At 66.6% G+C, this 22288-nt stretch carries 24 protein-coding genes; 14 read left to right on the top strand and 10 right to left on the bottom strand.

The genetic code is table 11. The annotated features are described in order from the left end of the window. Window positions 1-2: 2 nt before the first annotated feature. The 8 genes from RXV79_RS14810 to RXV79_RS14775 all read left to right on the top strand — a co-directional run bounded on the left by RXV79_RS14810 (window position 3) and on the right by RXV79_RS14775 (window position 9808). Window positions 3-1439, top strand: a complete 1437-nt coding sequence (locus RXV79_RS14810; RefSeq protein WP_316698550.1) for an ABC transporter permease — start codon at window positions 3-5, stop codon at window positions 1437-1439. Further along, complete coding sequence (locus RXV79_RS14805; protein ID WP_316698548.1) at window positions 1426-3261, top strand: ABC transporter ATP-binding protein; 1836 nt, start codon at window positions 1426-1428, stop codon at window positions 3259-3261. Before RXV79_RS14810 ends, RXV79_RS14805 begins: the two co-directional genes overlap by 14 nt. Window positions 3262-3396: 135 nt before the next feature. Then, a complete protein-coding gene (locus tag RXV79_RS14800) occupies window positions 3397-6195 on the top strand; it encodes a TonB-dependent receptor plug domain-containing protein (RefSeq protein ID WP_316698546.1) in 2799 nt (932 codons plus the stop codon). Continuing rightward, a complete protein-coding gene (locus tag RXV79_RS14795; protein ID WP_316698545.1) occupies window positions 6195-6857 on the top strand; it encodes an energy transducer TonB in 663 nt (220 codons plus the stop codon). The genes RXV79_RS14800 and RXV79_RS14795 overlap by 1 nt, the downstream gene beginning before the upstream one ends. Window positions 6858-6886: 29 nt before the next feature. Then, window positions 6887-7699: a MotA/TolQ/ExbB proton channel family protein gene (locus RXV79_RS14790; protein ID WP_316698544.1), complete on the top strand. Its 813-nt coding sequence runs from the start codon at window positions 6887-6889 to the stop codon at window positions 7697-7699. A gap of 21 nt (window positions 7700-7720) precedes the next feature. Next, window positions 7721-8149 (top strand): ExbD/TolR family protein, encoded by a 429-nt coding sequence (locus RXV79_RS14785; RefSeq protein WP_316698542.1) that lies wholly within the window; start codon window positions 7721-7723, stop codon window positions 8147-8149. Window positions 8150-8159: 10 nt separating this feature from the next. Further along, complete coding sequence (locus tag RXV79_RS14780) at window positions 8160-8591, top strand: ExbD/TolR family protein (protein ID WP_316698541.1); 432 nt, start codon at window positions 8160-8162, stop codon at window positions 8589-8591. A 5-nt stretch (window positions 8592-8596) separates the two neighbouring features. After that, window positions 8597-9808: a tetratricopeptide repeat protein gene (locus tag RXV79_RS14775; protein WP_316698540.1), complete on the top strand. Its 1212-nt coding sequence runs from the start codon at window positions 8597-8599 to the stop codon at window positions 9806-9808. A 2-nt stretch (window positions 9809-9810) separates the two neighbouring features. Here the strand turns inward: RXV79_RS14775 and RXV79_RS14770 are convergent, their stop codons facing one another. The 7 genes from RXV79_RS14770 to RXV79_RS14740 form a co-directional block, all read right to left on the bottom strand. Further along, window positions 9811-10569, bottom strand: a complete 759-nt coding sequence (locus RXV79_RS14770) for a 3-hydroxyacyl-CoA dehydrogenase (RefSeq protein WP_316698539.1) — start codon at window positions 10567-10569, stop codon at window positions 9811-9813. Between the two features lie 81 nt (window positions 10570-10650). Beyond that, entirely contained in the window at window positions 10651-11304 is a 654-nt protein-coding gene (gene adk, locus RXV79_RS14765; RefSeq protein WP_316698537.1) for an adenylate kinase, read from the bottom strand. An 87-nt stretch (window positions 11305-11391) separates the two neighbouring features. Further along, on the bottom strand, window positions 11392-12144 hold the full coding sequence (gene kdsB / locus RXV79_RS14760; RefSeq protein WP_316698535.1) for a 3-deoxy-manno-octulosonate cytidylyltransferase: 753 nt from the start codon (window positions 12142-12144) through the stop codon (window positions 11392-11394). After that, complete coding sequence (locus RXV79_RS14755; protein WP_316698533.1) at window positions 12141-12347, bottom strand: Trm112 family protein; 207 nt, start codon at window positions 12345-12347, stop codon at window positions 12141-12143. Before RXV79_RS14755 ends, kdsB begins: the two co-directional genes overlap by 4 nt. A gap of 10 nt (window positions 12348-12357) precedes the next feature. Then, window positions 12358-13371 (bottom strand): tetraacyldisaccharide 4'-kinase, encoded by a 1014-nt coding sequence (gene lpxK / locus RXV79_RS14750; protein ID WP_316698532.1) that lies wholly within the window; start codon window positions 13369-13371, stop codon window positions 12358-12360. 54 nt (window positions 13372-13425) lie between these two features. Beyond that, window positions 13426-13845, bottom strand: coding sequence for an ExbD/TolR family protein (locus RXV79_RS14745; protein ID WP_316698530.1), 420 nt, complete (start codon window positions 13843-13845; stop codon window positions 13426-13428). 11 nt (window positions 13846-13856) lie between these two features. Continuing rightward, on the bottom strand, window positions 13857-14498 hold the full coding sequence (locus tag RXV79_RS14740; protein WP_316698529.1) for a MotA/TolQ/ExbB proton channel family protein: 642 nt from the start codon (window positions 14496-14498) through the stop codon (window positions 13857-13859). A 174-nt stretch (window positions 14499-14672) separates the two neighbouring features. Between RXV79_RS14740 and RXV79_RS14735 the strand changes: the two genes are divergently transcribed. From RXV79_RS14735 to RXV79_RS14725, 3 genes are all read left to right on the top strand, one after another. Then, window positions 14673-14858, top strand: coding sequence for a hypothetical protein (locus RXV79_RS14735; protein WP_316698528.1), 186 nt, complete (start codon window positions 14673-14675; stop codon window positions 14856-14858). A 25-nt stretch (window positions 14859-14883) separates the two neighbouring features. Then, complete coding sequence (gene xseA / locus RXV79_RS14730) at window positions 14884-16152, top strand: exodeoxyribonuclease VII large subunit (protein ID WP_413816700.1); 1269 nt, start codon at window positions 14884-14886, stop codon at window positions 16150-16152. Window positions 16153-16240: 88 nt separating this feature from the next. Then, window positions 16241-16822, top strand: coding sequence for a superoxide dismutase (locus RXV79_RS14725; RefSeq protein WP_316698524.1), 582 nt, complete (start codon window positions 16241-16243; stop codon window positions 16820-16822). Between the two features lie 70 nt (window positions 16823-16892). Here RXV79_RS14725 and RXV79_RS14720 read toward each other — a convergent pair whose 3' ends face one another. Beyond that, window positions 16893-17336, bottom strand: coding sequence for a DUF192 domain-containing protein (locus RXV79_RS14720; RefSeq protein WP_316698522.1), 444 nt, complete (start codon window positions 17334-17336; stop codon window positions 16893-16895). A gap of 131 nt (window positions 17337-17467) precedes the next feature. Then, complete coding sequence (locus tag RXV79_RS14715; RefSeq protein WP_296718190.1) at window positions 17468-17638, bottom strand: hypothetical protein; 171 nt, start codon at window positions 17636-17638, stop codon at window positions 17468-17470. Between the two features lie 138 nt (window positions 17639-17776). Between RXV79_RS14715 and icd the strand changes: the two genes are divergently transcribed. After that, window positions 17777-19030 (top strand): NADP-dependent isocitrate dehydrogenase, encoded by a 1254-nt coding sequence (gene icd, locus RXV79_RS14710; protein ID WP_316698521.1) that lies wholly within the window; start codon window positions 17777-17779, stop codon window positions 19028-19030. 100 nt (window positions 19031-19130) lie between these two features. Here the strand turns inward: icd and RXV79_RS14705 are convergent, their stop codons facing one another. Further along, window positions 19131-19400, bottom strand: coding sequence for a cold shock domain-containing protein (locus RXV79_RS14705; protein ID WP_316698519.1), 270 nt, complete (start codon window positions 19398-19400; stop codon window positions 19131-19133). A gap of 217 nt (window positions 19401-19617) precedes the next feature. Here RXV79_RS14705 and clpS point away from each other — a divergent pair, with 217 nt between their 5' ends. Both clpS and clpA read left to right on the top strand, forming a co-directional pair. Next, the gene (gene clpS / locus RXV79_RS14700; RefSeq protein ID WP_201803153.1) at window positions 19618-19974 is read left to right on the top strand and encodes an ATP-dependent Clp protease adapter ClpS; all 357 of its coding nucleotides are present in this window, start codon (window positions 19618-19620) and stop codon (window positions 19972-19974) included. Beyond that, window positions 19971-22271, top strand: coding sequence for an ATP-dependent Clp protease ATP-binding subunit ClpA (gene clpA / locus RXV79_RS14695; protein WP_316698516.1), 2301 nt, complete (start codon window positions 19971-19973; stop codon window positions 22269-22271). Before clpS ends, clpA begins: the two co-directional genes overlap by 4 nt. Window positions 22272-22288 lie beyond the last annotated feature (17 nt).

Below are 22288 nucleotides of genomic sequence, written 5' to 3'. Positions count from 1 at the left end.
TCATGGGCTTCAAGCTGGTTTTCCTCTGGACCGACGTGGCGCTCTACGTGCTGGCGTTGGCGCTGGCCGCCTACGTCTGGCACGTGCGGCGCCAGCCCACGCTGCAGGCGAACTGGAAGAAGGTGATGCTCGACCCGGCGGCCTTGAGTGCGGGTGTGCTGCTGGTGCTCTTCGGGCTCGTGACGGCGCTCGACAGCGTGCATTTCCGCCGCGCGCTGCCGCCGCAGGGCGGGCAGGTCTACTACGACACGCGCACCATGTCCTTGCTCGACGTGGTGCTGGCACGCCAGATCGAGATGCGCGAGGCCACCTACTCGGCGCCGCTCGGCACGCATGGCATCAGCAAGGAGAGCGTGAACGTCGATGGCCAGACGGTGCGGCAGTACCCGCGGCTCAAGTTCGGCGGGGCGCATCTGCAGGACCCGGCGACCGAGTGGTCGGGTGACGTGGCGCGTCGTGTGATCTTCGGCCTGCTCGGCGGCGCGGCGGTGTTCGCGCTTCTCCTGCTGGCCGTGGCCACGGTGCTGCGCCGCGCGCATGGCGGCGTCGCGCAGGCCCTGCGAGACATCGCCTCCGACCGCACCCGCTACCCGCTGCGCGCCACCGCCGCCACGCTCGCGGTGGTGTGCCTGCTCGGCGGCGTGCTGGTCGCGCTGATGAACCACTACCACGTGTTCGGCACCGACCGCACCGGCAACGGCGTGCTGTACCAGGCGCTCAAGAGCGTGCGCACCGCGTTCGTGATCGGGGGCCTGTCGACCTTGGCCACGCTGCCGCTGGCGGTGGTGCTGGGCATCCTCGCGGGTTACTTCAAGGGCTGGGTCGATGAAGTCATCCAGTACCTCTACACCACGCTCAGCTCGGTGCCCAACGTGCTGCTCATCGCCGCCTGCGTGCTGATGGTGCAGGTCTTCCTCGACAAGAACCCCGAGATGTTCGAGACCGGCGCCGAGCGCTCCGACCTCAAGATCCTGCTCCTGTGCATCGTGCTCGGCGTGACCGGCTGGGCCACGCTGTGCCGGCTGGTGCGCGGCGAGACGCTCAAGCTGCGCGAGCTCGAATACGTGCAGGCCGCCACCGCGTTCGGCGTGAGCGATACACGCATCATGGCGCGCCACATCCTGCCCAACGTGATGCACCTGGTGCTCATCACCACGGTGCTGGCGTTCTCGGACCTCATCCTCTACGAAGCGGTGCTCACCTACGTGGGCGTCGGGGTCGACCCCGGGACCAGCAGCTTCGGCGGCATGATCAATCTCGCGCGCAACGAGATGAACCGCGAGCCCACCGTGTGGTGGTCGTTCGCCGCCGCCTTCGTGTTCATGGTCACGCTGGTGCTGTCGGCCAACCTCTTCGCCGATGGGGTGCGTGATGCGTTCGACCCGCGCGCCCGCAACTTCCGCCCACGACTCAAGGCCGGAAAACATGCTGCAGGTTGACGACCTCAAGGTGGCGCTCGCCGCCGACGAGGGCCTGGTCCAGGCGCTCGATGGCCTGGCGCTGACCATCCGCCGTGGCGAGACCTTCGCGCTCGTCGGCGAATCGGGCTGCGGCAAGAGCATGACGGCGCTCGCCCTCATGCGCCTCCTCCCCGAGAACGGCCGCATCACGCAGGGCCAGGTGAGCCTGGAAGGCGACGACGTGCTCGCACTGCCCGAATCCGGCATGCGCGCCGTGCGTGGTGGGCGCATCGGGATGATCTTCCAGGAGCCTGCGACCAGCCTCAACCCGGTGATGCGGGTGGGCGACCAGATCGTCGAAGCCATCGAGGCGCACACCGATCTGCGCGGCGAGGCGGCGCGTGCGAAGGCGATCGACTGGCTGCGACGCGTGGGCATCCCCGAGCCCGAGCGCCGCATCGACGAGTACCCGTTCCGCCTGTCCGGCGGGCAGAAGCAGCGAGTGATGATCGCCATCGCGCTTGCCGCCGAACCCGAGTTCCTGGTGGCCGACGAGCCGACCACGGCGCTCGACGTCACCATCCAGAAGCAGATCCTCGATCTGTTGAAGGACCTGCAGCGCGAGAAGGGCATGGGCCTCCTGCTCATCACGCATGACCTCGCGGTGGTCGCCGGCATGGCCGACCGGGTGGCGCTGATGTATGCCGGCCAGATCATCGAGGTGGCGTGGGCCGAGGAATTCTTCCGTGCGCCGAGACACCCTTACGCGAAGCTGCTGCTGAGCGCGCTGCCCGATGCGGCGCGCCGTGGCGAGAAGCTCGCTGCCATCGGCGGCAGCGTGCCGCCGCTGTCGCAAGCCTTCACCGGCTGCCGCTTCGCGCCGCGCTGCGACCGGGTGATGCCCGAGTGCCACACCACGCCGCCCCCGCTGTATGAGACGGGCGGCAATCACCCGGTGCGCTGCCTGCTTTACCGCGAGGGCGCCACACCCACGCCTGCGCCGCCGCCACAGCCCGTCGCCGCAGCTGCGCCCGCGGCGCAACGCGTGGCCGGCCAGCCGCTGCTCGAGGTGCAGCAGCTGTCGGTCCACTTCCCCATTCGCACCGGCTTGCTGCAGCGGGCCGGGCAACACTTCACCGCCGTGCGCGAGGTGTCGTTCAAGGTTGACGCGGGTGAAACGGTCGCCCTGGTCGGCGAATCGGGCTGCGGCAAGACGACCACCGGCAAGGCCATCGTGCAGCTTCTGCGCCGCCAGGCCCAGATCGAAGGCCGCGCGCTGCTCGACGGGCGCGACCTCTTCTCGTTGCAGGGCGACGCGCTGCGCGAGGCGCGTCGCTCGGTGCAGATGATCTTCCAGGACCCGTTCGGCTCGCTCAACCCGCGCATGCGCGTGGCCGAGCTGCTGGAAGAAGGGCTTCGGTCGCTGCGACCCGATCTCGCCGCCGAAACGCGACGCGACGAGGTGGCCACGCTCATCGAGCGGGTGGGCCTGCGCCGCGAGGCGCTGCAGCGCTACCCGCACGAGTTCTCGGGTGGCCAGCGGCAGCGCATCGCGATTGCCCGCGCGCTCGCACTCAAGCCGCGGCTCATCGTGTGCGACGAGCCCACCTCGGCACTCGACGTGTCGGTGCAGGCGCAGATCCTCAACCTGCTGCGCGAGCTTCAACGCGAGCTGGGCGTGTCATACCTCTTCATCACGCACAACATCGGGGTCGTCGAGTACATCGCCGACCGGGTGGTGGTGATGCAGCACGGCCGCATCGAGGAAGCCGGGCCGACCGACGAGGTGCTGCACCGGCCGCAGAGCCCCTACACGCGCAGCCTGCTCGCGGCGGTGCCGCGCATCTTGGGGATACTCTAGAGAGACGCTGCCACTGCCATTGAAGACAATCCGAGGTTGATCTCTGGCACGAAACAAGAGACACGCACAAAGAGACACGTCGGTTGGGATCGGCACGGGCCTTGCACGATCGCGATCGATTTTCCAGGAGCCCCCATGTCTACAAGAACCAAGATCTGCTCGGCGGCCATGATCGCCGTGGGCGGCGCGCTGGCCGTCGGGTCGGTGCGTGCGCAGCCGCAGCTGGAGCGCGTGGAGATCACCGGTTCGGCGATCCGGCGCATCGACGCCGAGTCGGCGCTGCCGGTGCAGATCCTCAAGAAGGAAGACATCGCCCGCACGGGCGCCACTTCGGTGACCGACCTGTTGCAGCGGCTCACCTATGTGCAGGGCTCGTTCAACGAATCTGCCGGCGTGGGCGGCGGGGCAGGGGGCATCACCACGGTGTCGCTGCACAACCTGGGCGATACGCGCACGCTGGTCCTGCTGAACGGCCACCGCATGGCGCAGTTCGGCGGGCAGACGCTCACCGGCTTTGCCGCTGCGATGGACCTCAACGCGCTGCCGGTGGCTGCCATCGAGCGCATCGAGATCCTGACCGATGGCGCCTCGGCGCTCTACGGCGCCGACGCCATCGCCGGTGTCGTCAACTTCATCACCCGCCGCAACACCGACGAAGGCGACGTCTCGGTCGGCCTCTCGTTCCCACGCGGCGGTGCGCGCGAGAAGCGGGTGAGCGCGACCAAGGGTTTCGGCTCGCTCGAGAAAGACGGCTTCAACGTGATGCTGTCGCTGTCGCACGACGAGCGCACCCGGCTCGACTCGGTGAAGCGCGACTTCGGCAACTCGGCCGAGGTGCGCTTCAGCCACGGCGGTAAGAACTACCGCGTGCAACAGGTCACTGCGGCGGCGATCCCGGCCAACGCGTACCACGACAACGGCACGCCGGCCGACGACAGCGACGACTACCTCTTCAACCCCTACTACGTGGCCAACGGCCGCTGCCCCGACAAGACCTTCCTCGTCAGCGACTTCGGCGACTACTGCGCCTTCAACTTCGTCGGCGAACTCGAGGTCTACCCGGCCCGCAAGCGCAGCAGCGTGCTCGGCTCGGTGAACTTCAAGGTTGGCGACCAGACGCCCTATGTCGACTGGCTGTATTCCGAATCGACCATGAATTCGCGCATTGCGCCCGTGCCCGGGACGATCTCCATCCCCGCCGGCAGCGCCCTGCACAACACCTACCTGCTGCCCAACGGCGTGGTGGGCGACAGCGAGGCTTACTACCGCATCTTCGACCTCGGCAACCGCACCTACGAAGACAAGGCCAAGTTCTTTGATTTCTCGGCCGGCTCGCGCGGCCTGCTGATGGGCTGGGACTACAACGCCTTCTACGCCCACTCGGAGAGCAAGTCGGTGCAGAACATCGCCGGCCTGCCGGGTGCGCTGGCGGTGTCGCGGGTGGCCAACAGCGGCCTCCTAGACCCCTTCGTGGGCCCCGGGCAGCAATCGCCTGCGGGGATGGCGGCGCTCAACTCCATCAACTACAAGGGCTACTGGGACGGCGGTATCTCCAAGCTCGACTCCGTCGGCGTGCGGGCCTCGAGCGAGCTGATGACCTTGCCGGCCGGCCCGCTGATGCTTGGTGCGGGCGTGGGATTCCAGCGCGAATCCTTCGCCTCGCGGCCCAGCCTCTACGCGCAGGGCCGCCTCGCCGACCCGGTGGCCGGCACGTTGTGCGACCCGTCGGCGCCTCCGGGTGACCCGCTCGAGTGCGATCAGCGCTTCGGCGATGCCGCGCAGTCGATCCCGTACACGTCGTCGCGCAACAGCTATAGCGCGTTCGGCGAGCTGATCGTGCCGGCCGCCAAGGGGCTGGAGTTCATCACCTCGCTGCGCCACGACCGCTACGACGACTTCGGCAAGGCGACCACCGCCAAGGCGGGCTTCCAGTGGCGGCCCAACCGCGAGGTGATGGTGCGCGGCTCGGTCGGCACCGGCTTCCGGGCGCCAACGGTGCCGCAGATCAAGGCACCGCGCCAGAACTACGGCGTGACCTTCGACGACTACACCTGCACCCCCGAGCTGCAGGCCATCGCCACGTCGCTGGGCGCCACCTGCCGGCCTGGCCCCTCGCAGTACGACGTGATCGCCGCGGGCAATACCGAACTTAAGCCCGAGAAGTCGCGCCAGCGCTCCGTCGGCATCCGCTTCGAGCCGGGGCGCGATGTCTCGCTGGGGGCCGACCTCTGGTACGTGCGCGTCAAGAACACCATCGGCCAGCTCACCGAGCAAGAGGTCTTCGCCAACCCCGACCTGTACGCCAACTCGTGGACGACCCGCACCGAGACCGGCACCGGCAACGTCTACGTGGCCTTCCTGGCCGACAACAAGAACCTCGGCACCGACAGCCTGACTGGCCTCGACATCGACGCCACCGGCCGCATGCGCCTGCCCTTCGCCTCGCTCACGTCGCGCGTGGCCCTCACCTACATGATCCGCGAGCAGCGCCAGCTCACGCCCACCGGCCGCAAGTATTCGGCCATCGGTGGCGGCGACGAGGCGCTCGGGGTCGTCACCTTCCGCTGGCTCGGGAGCTGGGCCAACACCTTCCAGCACGGCAACTGGGCCCACACCTTCACCGCGAATTTCCGCTCGGGCTATCTCGATTCGACGAGCACCGTGGAAGAGCTCGACGCCTCGGGCAACCCAACCGGCAACTACGAAGACATCCGCCTGCCCGTGAAGCGCCACGTCACGCTCGACTGGCAGACCCAGTGGAACCCCCGCAAGGATTTCGTGGTCACCGTGGGCCTGCTGAACGTGTTCGACACCAAGCCGCCGCTGTCGATCTCGTCGGGCGGTGGCAACCGCGGCCAGCAGTTCGGCTATGACGACCGCTATTACTCGTCGGTCGGCCGAACCGCGTATGTGAACGCGTCGTACAAGTTCTGATGAAGGATTTTTCGAAGGGCCCAGCGGCCCGGCAGCGCCGGCTCGTCGGCATCGCATTCGTGGCCGCGCTGCACGTGGTGCTGATCTTCGGCCTGATGACGGGGCTGTCGCGCAAGGACATCGAGGTGGTGCGCGCACCCATCGAGACCAAGGTGATCGAAGAGATCACCAAGCCACCCCCACCGCCCGAGGTGGCGCCACCGCCGCCGCCCAAGCTCGAGGCACCGCCGCCGCCGTTCATCCCGCCGCCGGAGATCCAGGTGGCCGTGCCGCCGCCTCCGGCGCCCACCATCACGGCGACACCCACGCCGCCTCCTCCTGCGCCTGTGCCGATTGCGCCGGTGACGCCAGCCCCCGTGGCGTCTGCGCCGCCTGCACCACCGGCCCCGCCTTCGCTGCTGGCCATCTGCCCCGGGTACAAGCAGATCCTGCTGGACGGCGGCTTCCCGCGGGAAGCCCGGCGTGCGCAGCTCGATGCGGGCGAGGTCACGGTGTCGTTCACCATCGCCACCACGGGCGAGGTCAAGAACGTGGCCATCGTCAAGTCGACGCATCGCGCCTTCAACCGCCACAGCATCGAGATGGTGTCGCAGTTCAAGTGCATCGGGCAGGCTCAGGAGGTGACTGGCGTGCTGCTCCCTCTCACCTACAACTCACAGTGATTTTTCTTTCGCAGCAGATCGGAACCACGATGTCCATTCTTCAGAAACTCCACTCGCTCGCGGCCGGTTTGCTGCTCGCCGCTGCCTTTGCCGCGGCGCCCGCGCACGCCCAGGCGCCGGCCTCGGCCCCCGTGGCCGTGCCTTCCGTTGCCGTGCCTGCCGTCACCAAGGAAAGTGTCGAGAACCCCTACGACCTCAAGCACATGCTGATGCAGGGCGACAAGGTCACGCTGTTGACCTTCGGCCTGCTGGTGCTGATGAGCCTGGCGAGTTGGTACATCCTCGTCACCAAGCTCATCGAAAGCGCGAAGCTTGCAGCCGAAGCGAAGCTGGCCCGTGCGAACTTCTTCAAGTCGGCCACGCTCGCCGATGGCTTGAAGACGCTGAAGCCCGACGGCGTGTTCCAGTTCATCGCCGAGAGCGGCATCGAAGCGGGCCGCGACCACTCGGGCGAGCTCACCGCCAACATCGACCGCAACACCTGGATCGGCATGAGCGTGCAGCGCGCCGTCGACACGGTGCACAGCCGCCTGCAAGACGGCCTGGCCGTGCTTGCCACCGTGGGCTCCACGGCACCCTTCATCGGCCTCTTCGGTACGGTGTGGGGCATCCTCAACGCGCTCACCGCCATCGGCATTGCCGGCCAGGCGTCGATCGACAAGGTCGCCGGCCCCGTGGGCGAAGCGCTCATCATGACGGCCATCGGCCTTGCGGTCGCGGTGCCCGCGGTGCTGGGCTACAACTGGCTGGTTCGCCGCAATAAGGTGGCGATGGAGTCGGTGCGCGGCTTCGGCGCCGACCTGCACGGTGTGCTGCTCGGCAGCCGCGCCGCGGCGCGCTGACCGGCTTCAGGAGGCCATGCGATGGCGATGAATGTCGGGGCCGGCGACGGCGATGAAGACGAGGTGCTGTCGACCATCAACACCACGCCGCTCGTCGACGTGATGCTGGTGCTGCTCATCATCTTTCTCATCACCGTGCCGGTGGTGACGCAGAACGCGGCCGTCTCGCTGCCGAAGGAAACCAACCTCGCGCGCCAGACCAAGCCCGAGAACATCGAGATCTCGGTCACCAAGGAGGGTGACGTGTTCTGGAACGCGGTGCCGGTGGCCGACAACGAGGCGCTCGTGGCGCGGCTGAAGAAGGTGGCGGTGATGGTGCCGCAGCCCGAGGTGCACATCCGGGGCGACGAGAAGTCGCGCTACGAGTCGGTGGGGCGGGTGGTTTTCGCTTGCCAGCGGGCGGGCATCCAGAAGGTGAGCTTCGTCACCGAGCCGCCGCCGCGCGGCTGAAGGAAACGACATGGCAATGAACCTCGGCCCCGGCAGCCATGCCAACAACGAGCCCGACGTGATGGTCGAGATGAACACCACGCCGCTGATCGACGTGATGCTGGTGCTGCTCATCATGCTGATCATCACGATCCCGATCCAGCTGCATTCGGTGAACCTCAACATGCCCACCGGCACGCCGCCGCCGAGCGCGCCGCCGCAGGTTGTGACCATCGATGTCGACTTCGACGGCACGGTGTTCTGGAACGGCGAGGCGCTGCCCGACCGGATGGCGCTGGACGCGCGGCTGTCGGCCACCGCCGCGCTGCCCGACCAGCCCGAGGTGCACCTGCGCCCCAACAAACTCGTCGAGTACAAGGACGTGGCGGCGGTGCTCGCGAGTGCGCAGCGCCTGGGCGTCACCAAGCTTGGCATCGTGGGCAACGAGCAGTTCGTGAAGTGACGTACATGCAGACGATTCGACTCGCGCTGGCGTCTCTCGTCGTGGCCGCAGCCCTTGCCCACGCGCAGGAGGCGCTGCGCCCCGAGGTGGGCAAGCCGCTGCAGGCCGCGCAGGAGCTCATCAAGGCGCAGAAGTACAAGGACGCGCTGGCCAAGGTGCGCGATGCCGAGGCGGTACCCAACAAGACGGCCGGCGAGAGCTACATGGTCGAGCGCATGCGCATCGCGGCGGCCTCGGGAGCCGGTGATGCCGAGCTGGCGGCCCGGTCGTTCGAAGCGCTGAAGGCGAGCGGCAAGCTGCCCGCGGCCGAGCAGCTGCGCATGCTCGAGTCGCTGGCCGGCAGCTTCTACCGCGCGAAGGACTACGCCAAGACAATCGTCTGGGGCAAACGCTACCTGGCCGAAGGCGGCAGCAACGCGCAGATCCGCACCCTCGTGATCCAGTCGCAATACCTCGCGGGCGACTACGCCGGTGCGGCGAAGGAACTGGTGGTCGAGGTGCAGGCCGATGACAAGGCCGGCCGCGTGACGCCCGAAGACCGGCTCACGCTGCTGCTCAATGCAGCGCAGCGTGCGAACGATGCCTCGGCCCAGGTGATGGCGATGGAGCACCTCGTCGCCCACTACCCGAAGAAGCAGTACTGGAGCGACATGCTCGCGCGCCTGCAGCGCAAGCCCGGCTTCAGCGACCGGCTCGCGCTCGACACCTACCGCCTGATGCTCGCCACCGGCAGCATGCGCAACGCCAACGACTACATGGAGATGGCGCAGCTCGCGGTGCAGGCGGGCTTGCCGGGCGAAGGGCAGCAGGTGGTCGACAAGGGTTTTGCGGCGGGCGTGCTCGGCACCGGCACGCCTGCCGAGGCCGACCGGCACCGCCGCTTGAAGGAGCTCGTGGCCAAGCGCGCGGCCGAAGAGAAGCAGGGTCTGGCGGCGCGCGAGACACAGGCCGCCTCAGCGCGGGGAGGCGACGAGCTCGTCAATCTCGGCTTCTCCGAGACCTTCCTCGGCGAGCCGAAGAAGGGCCTCGCGCTGATGGAGCAGGGCATCGCCAAGGGCGGCCTCAAGCGGCCCCACGACGCGAAGCTGCACCTTGGCATCGCCTACCTTTCGGCGGGCGACCCTGCCAAGGCGCAGGCGGTGCTCAAGACGGTAGGCGGCCAGGACGGCACGGCCGATCTGGCGCGGCTCTGGGGGCTCGTCGCCCGCCAGAAATAGCGTCAGCGTGGGGCCAGGCGGATCGCGCCGTCGAGGCGGATCACCTCGCCGTTGAGCATGTCGTTGGTGATGATCTGGTGCACGAGCTTGGCGTAGTCGGCCGGCGTGCCCAGCCGGCTCGGGAAGGGCACGCCTGCAGCGAGCGCGTCCTGCACCTCCTGCGGCATCGAGAACAGCATCGGCGTGCCGAAGATGCCCGGGGCGATCGTCATGTTGCGGATGCCGTTGCGGGCGAGGTCGCGCGCAATCGGCAGCGTCATGCCCACCACGCCGCCCTTGGAGGCCGAGTACGCGGCCTGGCCGATCTGGCCGTCGTAGGCGGCGACGCTCGCAGTGGAGATCAGCACGCCGCGCTCGCCGGTCGGTTCGGGCTCGTTGCGGCACATCGCCTCGGCCGCGAGGCGGATCATGTTGAAGCTGCCGATCAGGTTGACCGTGACCACCTTGCTGAAAAGCGCGAGCGGGTGGGCGCCTTCCTTGCCTACCGTCTTGACGGCGGGTGCGATGCCGGCGCAGTTGACCAGGCCCATCAGCTTGCCCATCGAGACGGCCGCGGCCACGGCGGCCTGGCCGTCGGCCTCCTGGCTCACGTCGCAGCGCACGAAGCGGCCGCCCAGTTCGCGGGCGATGGCTTCGCCGCGCTCGGCCTGGAGGTCGGCAATGAGGACCTGGCCGCCATTGGCCGCGAGCATGCGCGCCGTGCCTTCGCCCAGGCCCGATGCGCCGCCGGTGACGATGAAGACTTTGCCTGCGATGTCCATGATGTGCTCCTTGTGAGTGCTGGATGAAAAAAGCCGCTCGGTGGAGCGGCTTTCGTTGGATGCGATCTCTCGTGCGGCAGATCAGCTCAGCGCTTCGAGGGCGCGCGCGGTGATCTCGTCGACCGTGCCCGTGCCCGAGATCTTGCGGTACTTCGGGGCGTTGGCATCGCCGTTGGCGGCCCACTTGGCGTAGTAGTCGACCAGCGGGCGGGTCTGGCTCTGGTAGACCTCGAGGCGCTTCTTGACGGTTTCTTCCTTGTCGTCTTCGCGCTGGACCAGGTCTTCGCCGGTCACGTCATCCTTGCCGGCGACCTTGGGGGGGTTGAACTTCACGTGGTAGGTGCGGCCCGAGGGCTGGTGCGTGCGGCGGCCACTCATGCGCTCGATGATCGCGGCATCGGGCACGTCGATCTCGAGCACCACGTCGAGCTTCACGCCGGCGGCCTTCATCGCATCGGCCTGGGGAATGGTGCGGGGGAAGCCGTCGAACAGGAAACCGTTGGCGCAATCGGGTTGGGCGATGCGCTCCTTCACGAGGCCGATGATGATGTCGTCACTGACCAGCGCGCCCGAGTCCATCACCTTCTTGGCAGCCAAGCCGAGCGGCGTGCCGGCCTTGACTGCAGCACGCAGCATGTCGCCGGTGGAGATCTGCGGAATGCCGAACTTCTGGCAGATGAACGCCGCTTGTGTGCCTTTCCCGGCGCCGGGTGCGCCCAGAAGGATGAGTCTCATGGGGGTGTCCTCTATCTCTATGTATGGAATCTTGTCAGTGCCTGCAGAGCGGTCAGGCCTCAGCTGCCAACGAGAATAGCATGGGGGTCATACGAGAAGCTGACGCACACGCGCCAGGTCTTCGGGGGTGTCGATGCCCGGTCCGGGGCGGGTTTCGCTCACGTGTACCGCGATGCGCTCACCATGCCAGAGCACCCGCAACTGCTCGAGCGATTCGATCGCTTCGAGCGGCGAGGCTGGCAGTTGCGGAAAGCGGCGCAGGAAGCTCGCGCGGTAGCCGTAGATGCCGATGTGGCGCAGCGGCGCGGGCTGTGGGAGCTGGGTGACGCCCTGCGCGTGGCCGTCGCGCCACCAGGGGATGGGAGCGCGCGAGAAGTAGAGCGCGCGTGCCGAGCCATCCAGCACCACTTTCACGACGTTGGGGTTGAGCAGCTCATCGACGTGGTCGATGCCGTGGGCCGCAGTGCTCATCACGCATTCGGGTCGGGCGGCCAGCAGCGCGGCGCAGGCGTCGATCAGCGCCGGGTCGATCATCGGTTCGTCGCCTTGCACGTTGACGACGGCGTCGTCGCCGTCGAGTCCGAGCAGGGCGCAGGCCTGGGCCAGGCGGTCGCTGCCGGTCGGATGCTCGGGGTCGGTCAGCACGCAATCGACCGCATGCGCGCGGCAGGCTTGCACGATCTCGTCGTCATCGGCCGCGACGACCACGCGCGCCGCGTTGGAGAGCGCGGCACGCTGGGCCACACGCACCACCATCGGCAGCCCGTTCAGGTCGGCCAGCACTTTGCGCGGCAGTCGCGTCGACTTGAGCCGTGCCGGCACGAGGACGGTGAACTTCACGCAGCGGCCTCCGGCGCGGGCGCGGGGCTGTCGGTGGAGCGGGCTTCGGACTCGAGCATCACCGGGATGCCGTCACGCACCGGGAAGGCGAGCCGGTCGGCGCGGCAGACGAGTTCGTGCAGCGCGTGGGTCGGCGGGCGCTGGTGTTCGAGGGGGCCCTTGCAGAGCGGGCATACCAGGAGCTCGAGCAGTCGAGTGTCCATGTCGGGTCCTTCAGGTGGTGGGCGTGAGCCAGGGCAGCAGTTGCGACGCGATCGCAGCGTCGATCTCAAAGTCTAGCGTTGCGACCCACACGCGCGTGGTGCCCATGCGCTCGGGGCGCAGCTTCACGGCGTCCTTCTCAGTGACGACGACGTCGGCGGTGCTGGCGGGCCAGGGCAGGGTGGTGAAGGGGTGATGGTCGGGCAGCGGCAGTTCGTCGATCCGCAGGCCCTGCGCGCGCAGCATCTCGAAGTAGCGTTGAGGACGCGCCATGCCCGCGGCGGCGACCACGCTTTGGCCTTGCAGGGCCGCGAAGGCGTCGGACGTGGCTGCGCGGCCGGCCCACCAGTCGGCCAGCAGGGTGAGGCCTCGCAGGTGGCGCACGGCCAGGTGTCCGGGCAGGGGCGTGCTGGGGCGCGCGGCGTTGTAGACCACGAGGCTGCGCGGTGGCACCTCGGCAGGCACCGGCTCGCGCAAGGGGCCGGCCGGCAGCAGCCAGCCGTTGCCGCCGCCGCGCTCGTCGAACACGATCACCTGGGCGTCGCGGGCGAGGCGGAGGTGCTGGAGGCCGTCGTCGCTGACCAGCACGCTCAGCTCGGGGTGGGCGCCGAGCAGCAGTCGACCTGCGGCGACGCGGTCTGCGCCCACGGCCACGGGTGCACCGGTGCGCAGGTGCATCAGCAGCGGTTCGTCACCGGCGGCGTCGGCGGGCGTGTCGCGGGTGACGAGCCGGGGCTCGTCGCTCGACCGGCCGTAACCGCGCGAGACGATCCCGGGCCGATGCCCCATCGCGCGCAGCATCTGGACGAGCGCCATCGTCGTCGGCGTCTTCCCGGCGCCGCCCACGATCAGGTTGCCCACCACGATCACTGGCACCGGCAGGCGGTGTGTCGGCAGCAGCCCGAGGCGGTAGCCGGCATGGCGCAGCGCGACCAAGCCCCGATAGAGCCACGACAACGGCCACAGCAGCCATGCCGTGGCACCGCGCGTGAGCCAGGCCTCTTGCAGTTGGGATGCGGCCGGCACGGTGAGTTGTGGTGCGAAGGGAGGAGGCAGCGCCGCGAGGCTGCTGCCTGTGCCTCAACGGCCCTGGTTGGCCTGGGTGGCGAAGGTGAGCTTGGGCAGCCCGGCGCGGCGGGCCGCGTCCATCACCGTGATGACCGACTGGTGCGCCGCCGTGGCGTCGGCCGAGATGATGATCACCACGTCTTTCGACCCCTCGGAGGCGGCAGCCAGCTCGCCGGCCAGCAGGTCCACGCTGCGGCCTTCGATCAGCTTGCGGTTGATCGCGTAGCGCCCATCGCCCGAGACCGAGACGATGATTTCGCGCGGGTTGTCTTTGGGGCGGTCGGCATCTGCCGTGGGCAGCGTGACGTTGAGTTCGGTGAACTTGGAATACGTGGTCGAGAGCATCAGGAAGATGATCACGACCAGCAGCACGTCGATGAACGGGATCAGGTTGATCTCGGGGTCATCGCGCAGGTGCTTGCGGAAGTTCATCGCCATGAGCCTCAGGGAGCCTTCTTCACCGGCGGCACGGAAAAGCGCATCAGGTGCGGCACCAGCCGCTCGGCGGCTTGCTCCATCTCGAGGGTGTATTCCTCGATGCGCCCGCGGAAGTAGCGGTAGGCGATGAGCGAGGGGATCGCGATCATCAGACCGAAGGCGGTGTTGTAGAGCGCGATCGAGATGCCGTGCGCCAGCATCGCCGGGTTGGAGCCGCCGGTCGGGGCCTGCGAGCCGAAGATCTCGATCATGCCGATCACGGTGCCCATCAGCCCCAGCAGCGGCGCGGCCGAGGCGATGGTGCCGATGGTGTTCATGTAGCGCTCCATGCGGTGCACCGCCACGCGGCCCGCCGATTCGAACGATGCGCGCAGCACCGGCTCGGTGAGGCGTGGGTCGGCGATCACCGTGCGCAGCCCGCTCGCGAGCACGGCCCCGAGGATGGAGTTCTCGGCCAGCTTGTTGACGACGTCGGCGCCGGGCAGGTGGGCGCGGGTGACGGACACGACCTCATCGAGCAGCTTGGGCGGCGCGACCCGCGCAGTGCGCAGGCTGGAGAGCCTTTCGATGATCAGCGCCAGCGCTACGACGGAACACAGAAGCAAGGGCCAGATGGGCCAGCCAGCGGCTTGTATGATCGAAAACAATCCTGTCCTCTCCGAGTCAGCCCCCAAGCGGGAGGCGCGATTATGGCCTTCTGGCCGCGCTTGTCACCCCATCCGATCGTTGCCTGTTGTGACCGCGCCGCTGCCTTGAAATCACTTCGCGCGGTCGTCCACTGCAAGTGTGGATAACTTTGTGGGCAACCGAGGGTCGCACGCGTGCAAGCCGCGAAAAATCAAGCGCTGCGACAGTTTGCTCAAAACTTAGGCAAAGAAAATCCTTTGAAAATCAATAGCTTGCACGATTGTGAAAGCCTCGTGACAGCCAAAACGGCTCGCCATGCCTTGATTGGCGCGCTTGTGGAGTTCTCGACCCGCATCAACGCTGGGTTTGCCCGTGGTTGAGCCCTTGTTTGCGCGCACCGAGCGCATGGTTTGGAGCGTGGCGGGGCTCGTGCACGCGGTCTCGGATGCACTTGCTGCGCGCTTCGCGTCGTGCACGGTGCGGGGTGAGGTGTCGGGCTTTTCGCGCGCGGGAAGCGGCCATTGCTACCTGAGCCTGAAAGACGCGGACGGTAACGCCGGCCTGCTGCGCTGCGCGATGTTCCGGCGCGCCGCCAGCCTGCTCGACTTCGCGCCGGCGGATGGCCAACTGGTCGAGGCGCGTGGGCGGCTGGCCGTCTACGAGCCACGCGGGGAGTTGCAGTTCGTCATCGAGGCGATGCAGCGCGCCGGTGCCGGCGCCTTGTTCGAGCAGTTCCAGAAACTGCGCGCGCGGCTTGAAGGCGAGGGGCTCTTCGACGCCGGCCGCAAACGCGAGCTGCCGCGCTTTCCGCGTCGCATCGGCGTGGTCACCTCGCTGGGCGCCGCAGCGCTGCATGACGTGCTGACCTGCTTTGCACGCCGCGCGCCGCATGTGGAGGTGGTGGTCTATCCAAGCCTCGTGCAGGGCAACGAAGCGCCGAAGGCCCTGGTCGAGGCGCTGCAGACGGCCGACCGCCGCCGCGAGGTCGACCTGATCGTCCTGTGCCGAGGCGGCGGTTCGCTGGAGGACCTGTGGGCGTTCAATGACGAGCGTGTGGTGCGTGCCATCGTGGCGTGTGGCCTTCCAGTGCTGTGCGGCGTGGGGCACGAGACCGACGTGACGCTGGCCGACCTGGCGGCGGACGTCCGCGCGCCCACGCCCACGGCCGCTGCCGAGCTGGCCTCGCCCACGCAGGAAGAAGGGCTCGCCTTGCTTGCGGCGGTGGCCCGCGTGATGCAGCGCCGTGTCCACCAGGTGATCGACACCGAGGCCCAGCGGCTCGACCGGGCCACCCTGCGCCTGCGTCGCCCGGCCGATGTGGTGCGGCGGCAGGCCGAGCGCGTGGCGTTGCTGCGCCAGCGCCTTCAGGCGCGCGCCGCGCGGCACGTGCCGCAGCAGCGCCAGGCCTGCAGCGAGTCGCAGCGGCGTCTGTCGCGTTCGGCGACGGTGGCCTTGGCCTCGCATCGCCAGCGTCTCGCCTCCCTGCAGGCGCGCCTGACCGCGCTCGACCCACGGCAGGTGCTGGCCCGTGGCTATGCCTGGCTGAGCGACGAGCAAGGTCATGCGCTCACGAGCGTCGACGACCTGACCGCCGGGAAGACCGTGACGGCAGAACTCGCCGACGGCCAGGTGCGCGCCGCCATCCTCAGCGTGCAGCGGCGCATCGTCGAATAACCCGTCTGCGTGAGGGTGCGCGCGGCTTCGCGTGCGCGTGCCTACAATGCCCGCGACTTTCTCTCGTCTGCCCCGAAAGGACTCGCTCATGGAACACACACTGCCGCCGCTGCCCTACGCTCACGATGCCCTGGTGCCGCACCTCAGCAAGGAAACGCTCGAGTACCACCACGACAAGCACCACAACGCCTACGTCGTGAACCTCAACAACTTGCAGAAGGGCACCGAGTTCGAATCGAAGAGCCTCGAAGAGATCATCAAGACCTCGTCGGGCGGCATCTACAACAACGCCGCGCAGATCTGGAACCACACCTTCTTCTGGAACTGCATGAAGCCGCAAGGCGGCGGCGAGCCCACCGGCGCATTGGCCGAGGCCATCAACAAGAAGTTCGGCAGCTACGCCGCCTTCAAGGAAGCCTTCACCAAGAGCGCCGTCGGCAACTTCGGCTCGGGCTGGACCTGGCTCGTGAAGAAGCCGGACGGCAGCGTCGACATCGTCAACATGGGCGCCGCCGGCACCCCGCTGACCACCGCCGACAAGGCGCTGCTGACCATCGACGTGTGGGAGCACGCGTACTACATCGACTACCGCAACCTGCGCCCGAAGTTCGTCGAGGTGTTCCTGAACTCGCTGGTGAACTGGGACTTCGCGGCGAAGAATTTCGCCTGATCGCGACGCTCTCGCGACCATGAGAAAGGCCGGTCACTGACCGGCCTTTTTGTTTTTGTGTCGCGACGACTCAGGAGCCGAAGGGCGCGCCCGTGAGTCTGGTGCCGGGCTTGATGCCACGCTTGGCGAACCAGCCGACGTTCATCTCGAGCACGTAGCGCACCGGCTCGACGGAGCAGTGCGAGTCCAGCGACTGCGGCTTCATGTCTTCGATGTTGAGCACGGTGCCGTTGTCGGCGATGAAGGCGATCGAGAGGGGCAGCAAGGTGTTCTTCATCCAGAAGCACTGCTTGGCCGGCTGCTCGAACACGAAGAGCATGCCTTCGTTGGTGGGCATCGAGGTGCGGAACATCAGGCCGGTGGCGCGCTGCTCGGGGTTCTGTGCGACCTGGGCCACGATGTTGTGGATGCCAGCGCCGAGTTTGATGGTCGGCAGGCTTTGAGGAGCGTTTTGTGCAAGTGCAGGGGCTGCGGCTATCACGAGCCAGCAGCTCAGCAGGAGGCGTTTCAACATGGCGAAGCTCGGCTGAAGAGGATGCGGCGATTATCGTGAAGCCGCCATGAAAAACGCCCGGGCGGAACCGGGCGTTTTCGCAGGGACTGCCGTTGCCGGCAGTCGGCCATCGGTATTCAGCGAAGCGCTGATTACTTCTTGGCTTCTTCCTTCTTGGCTTCCTTCTTTTCGGCCTTGGCTTCGGCCTTCTTCTCAGCCTTGGCTTCGGCCTTGGCGGCGGAAGCGGCGGGCTTGGCGGCGTCAGCAGCGTAGGCGCCAACGGCGAAGAGGGAAGCGATCAGAGCGGCCAGAAGCTTGTTCATTTGATTTACCTTTCGAAAGTTTTGGATCCGCCGCGCGCTCATCGCGCGGCTGGCAGTCAACGCGAGGGCTTGTCAGTCGGTTGACAGAGTCCGTGGCATAGAATCTTTCGTTACCTATCGCAGTCCGGAGCCGACAGCATGTACAAGCACATCAAAGTCCCTCAAGGCGGGCAGAAGATCAGCGTTAACCCCGACTTCTCGCTCAACGTTCCCGACCAGCCCATCATTCCCTACATCGAGGGTGACGGCACCGGATTCGACATCACGCCCGTGATGATCAAGGTGGTCGATGCAGCGGTGGCCAAGGCCTATGCCGGCAAGAAGAAGATCCACTGGATGGAGATCTATGCCGGCGAGAAGTCGACCAAGATCTACGGCCCCGATGTGTGGCTGCCGGAAGAGACGCTCGAAGTGCTGCGCGACTACGTCGTCTCGATCAAGGGCCCGCTGACCACGCCCGTGGGCGGTGGCATCCGCTCGCTGAACGTCGCACTGCGCCAGGAACTCGATCTCTACGTCTGCTTGCGCCCGATCCAGTATTTCAAGGGCGTGCCGTCGCCGGTGAAGGAACCCGAGAAGACCAACATGGTGATCTTCCGTGAGAACTCGGAAGACATCTACGCCGGCATCGAATACGAAGCTGAGACCGACAAGGCCAAGAAGCTGATCAAGTTCCTGCAAGAGGAACTCGGCGTCAAGAAGATCCGCTTCCCGAACACCTCGGGCATCGGCATCAAGCCGGTCTCGCGCGAAGGCACCGAGCGCCTCGTGCGCAAGGCGATCCAGTATGCAATTGACAACGACAAGCCCAATGTGACGTTGGTGCACAAGGGCAACATCATGAAGTTCACCGAAGGTGGCTTCCGTGACTGGGGCTACGCGCTGGCGCAGAAGGAATTCGGCGCCCAGTTGATCGACGGCGGCCCGTGGTGCAAGTTCAAGAACCCGAAGACGGGCAAGGAGATCACCGTCAAGGATTCGATCGCCGACGCCTTCCTGCAGCAGATCCTGCTGCGCCCGGCGGAGTACTCGGTGATTGCCACGCTCAACCTGAACGGCGACTACGTGTCCGACGCGTTGGCGGCGCAGGTCGGCGGCATCGGCATCGCCCCGGGCGCCAACCTGAGCGACTCGGTTGCCATGTTCGAGGCAACCCACGGCACCGCCCCGAAGTACGCCGGCAAGGACTACGTCAACCCGGGTTCCGAGATCCTCTCGGCCGAGATGATGCTGCGTCACATGGGCTGGACGGAAGCGGCCGACCTCATCATCAGCTCGATGGAGAAGTCGATCCTCTCGAAAAAGGTCACCTACGACTTCGCCCGCTTGATGGACGGCGCGACGCAGGTGTCGTGCTCCGGCTTCGGCCAGGTCATGATCGAGAACATGTGATCCCGACCGGCTCAGCAAAAAGCCCACCGCACGGTGGGCTTTTTTGTGGCCAGAAGGGGCGAGGCGTCGGCCGCGGGACGCAGCAGCCAGTCGCTACAAACTAGAGACTTGCGCTGACGCCCACGCCGGGTGCCATGGCTGCCGGAACGGGCGGCGCATCGAGCGCGTCGTGCGGGCAGATGTTTTGGGCCAGCTGGCCTTTGGGGCCCTGTACCGCGTCGTAGCTGACACGGCCGCCCTGCTTCAAGGTGCGAAAGCCATCCATCTTGATGGCAGAAAAATGGGCAAAGACATCCTCACCCCCACCCTCCGGTTCAATGAAGCCAAAACCCTTTGCATCGTTGAACCACTTGACAGTTCCAAAAGCCATGGGCTCCTCCCTAGAACCGCGGCATTCTTAGTCTGGGTTTTGGGGCTGTCAAGGTGCCTTACCCCGACCTGGCATCCATCTTGAATGGCTCTCGACGCGCCGCGGTATGGCTTCAAAAGAAGGGCTGCTGTGATGCATTTGTGCCCTTGTGCTGGGCTGCTTCGGCGCAATATCCCAGACACTGAAGCGCAAAGCACCAACTCATTAGAATGAATCCATGCCTGACGACACCCCTCCACCGCCCAAGCCTCCCAAGGCTGTGCCGCCGCCCGAGCGCGGCCAGGGTGCGGTTGTCGCCGAGCGCAAGACGGCCAAGACAGAGCCGCCCCGGATGTTCCAGGTGGTGCTCCTCAACGACGACTACACCCCGATGGAGTTTGTCGTGATGGTGCTTCAGGAATACTTCAAACGCGACCTCGAGACCGCGACGCAGATCATGCTCAAGGTGCACAAGGAAGGCCGTGGTGTCTGCGGTGTCTACACCAAGGACGTGGCGGCCACGAAAGTCGAACTGGTGTTGACTGCTGCCCGGCGTGGCGGTCACCCACTGCAATGCATTATGGAGGCCGCATGATTGCGCAAGAGCTTGAGGTCAGCCTGCACATGGCGTTCGTCGAGGCGCGCCAGCAGCGCCACGAATTCATCACCGTCGAGCATCTGCTGATGGCGCTGCTCGACAACCCGTCGGCCGCCGAGGTTCTGCGGGCCTGCTCGGCCAACATCGATGAGTTGCGCAAGAGCCTGGCGCAGTTCATCAAGGAAAACACGCCCACGGTGGGCGGCACCGAAGAGGTCGACACCCAGCCGACGCTCGGTTTCCAGCGCGTGATCCAGCGCGCGATCATGCACGTGCAGTCCACCGGCAGCGGCAAGAAGGAAGTGACCGGCGCCAACGTACTGGTCGCGATCTTCGGCGAGAAGGATTCGCATGCTGTCTATTACCTGCACCAGCAGGGTGTGACGCGTCTCGACGTGGTGAACTTCATCGCCCACGGGATCAAGAAGACCGATCCGCCCGAGCAGCCGAAGTCGAACGAAGGTTCCAGCGGCGAAGGCGAGAAGGAAGAGGGCGAATCCAAGGGTTCGCCACTCGACCAGTTCACCCAGAACCTCAACCAGATGGCCCGCGACGGCAAGATCGACCCGCTGATCGGCCGCGAGCACGAGGTCGAGCGTGTCATCCAGATCCTGTGCCGCCGCCGCAAGAACAACCCGCTGTTGGTGGGCGAAGCCGGCGTGGGCAAGACTGCCATCGCCGAGGGCCTGGCCTGGCGCATCACCCAGAGCGAGGTGCCCGAGATCCTGGCCGATGCGCAGGTGTACGCGCTCGACATGGGCGCCTTGCTCGCCGGCACCAAGTACCGCGGTGATTTCGAGCAGCGCCTGAAGAGCGTGCTCAAGCATCTGAAGGACCAGCCGAACGCGGTGCTCTTCATCGACGAGATCCACACGCTGATCGGCGCGGGTGCCGCGTCGGGCGGCACGCTGGACGCGAGCAACCTGCTCAAGCCCGCGCTCAGCTCGGGCCAGATGAAGTGCATTGGCGCGACCACCTTCACCGAGTACCGCGGCATCTTCGAAAAGGATGCGGCGCTGTCGCGTCGTTTCCAGAAGGTCGACGTGGTCGAGCCTTCGGTCGAGCAGACGGTCGAGATCCTGAAGGGCCTGAAGTCGCGCTTTGAAGAGCACCACAGCGTGAAGTACGCGCTGGGCGCGCTGCAGGCCGCGGCCGAGCTCTCCGCCAAGTTCATCAATGACCGCCACCTACCCGACAAGGCGATCGACGTGATCGACGAGGCCGGTGCTGCGCAACGCATCCTGCCCAAGAGCAAGCAGAAGAAGACCATCACCCGCAACGAGGTCGAAGAGATCGTCGCGAAGATCGCGCGCATCCCGCCGACCAGCGTGTCGAACGACGACCGCTCCAAGCTCAAGACGCTGGAGCGCGACCTCAACAGCGTGGTCTTCGGCCAGGAGCCGGCGATCGAAGCGCTGGCGGCTGCCATCAAGATGGCGCGGTCTGGCCTCGGCAAGCCCGACAAGCCGATCGGCTCGTTCCTCTTCAGCGGCCCGACCGGCGTCGGCAAGACCGAGGTTGCGAAGCAGCTCGCGTTCATCCTCGGCATCGAGCTGATCCGCTTCGACATGAGCGAGTACATGGAGCGCCATGCGGTCAGCCGCCTGATCGGCGCGCCTCCGGGCTATGTCGGTTTCGACCAGGGTGGCCTGCTGACCGAAGCGATCACGAAGAAGCCGCACGCGGTGCTGCTACTCGATGAAATCGAGAAGGCGCACCCGGATGTCTTCAACGTGCTGCTGCAGGTCATGGACCACGGCTCGCTGACCGACAACAACGGGCGCAAGGCCGACTTCCGCAACGTCATCATCATCATGACGACCAACGCGGGCGCCGAAACCATGAACAAGGCGACCATCGGCTTCACCACCTCGCGCGAGCAGGGTGACGAGATGGCCGACATCAAGCGTCTGTTCACGCCGGAGTTCCGCAACCGCCTGGATGCGACCGTCAGCTTCCGCGCGCTCGATGAAGAAATCATCATGCGTGTGGTCGACAAGTTCCTGCTGCAGTTGGAAGCTCAGCTGGCCGAGAAGAAGGTCGAAGTGACCTTCAGCGACGCCCTGCGCAAGCACTTGGCGAAGAAGGGCTTCGACCCGCTGATGGGCGCACGACCGATGCAGCGTCTGATCCAGGACACGATCCGTCGTGCACTGGCCGACGAGTTGCTCTTCGGCCGCCTGGTCGACGGGGGCCGCCTGGCGGTCGACCTCGATGCCGAAGGCAAGGTTGTGCTCGACATCCAGCCGCCGAAGAAGAGCGACAAGCCCAAGGCGGAGCCGGCCACGGCCTGAGTTTTCTCCGCGCATCG

Origin of the sequence: Piscinibacter gummiphilus (genome assembly GCF_032681285.1) — a bacterium.
GTDB classification, from domain to species: Bacteria; Pseudomonadota; Gammaproteobacteria; order Burkholderiales; family Burkholderiaceae_C; genus Rhizobacter; species Rhizobacter gummiphilus_A.
Note: the sequence above shows the minus strand (reverse complement) of the source record. Positions and strands in the feature narration are given on the sequence as shown.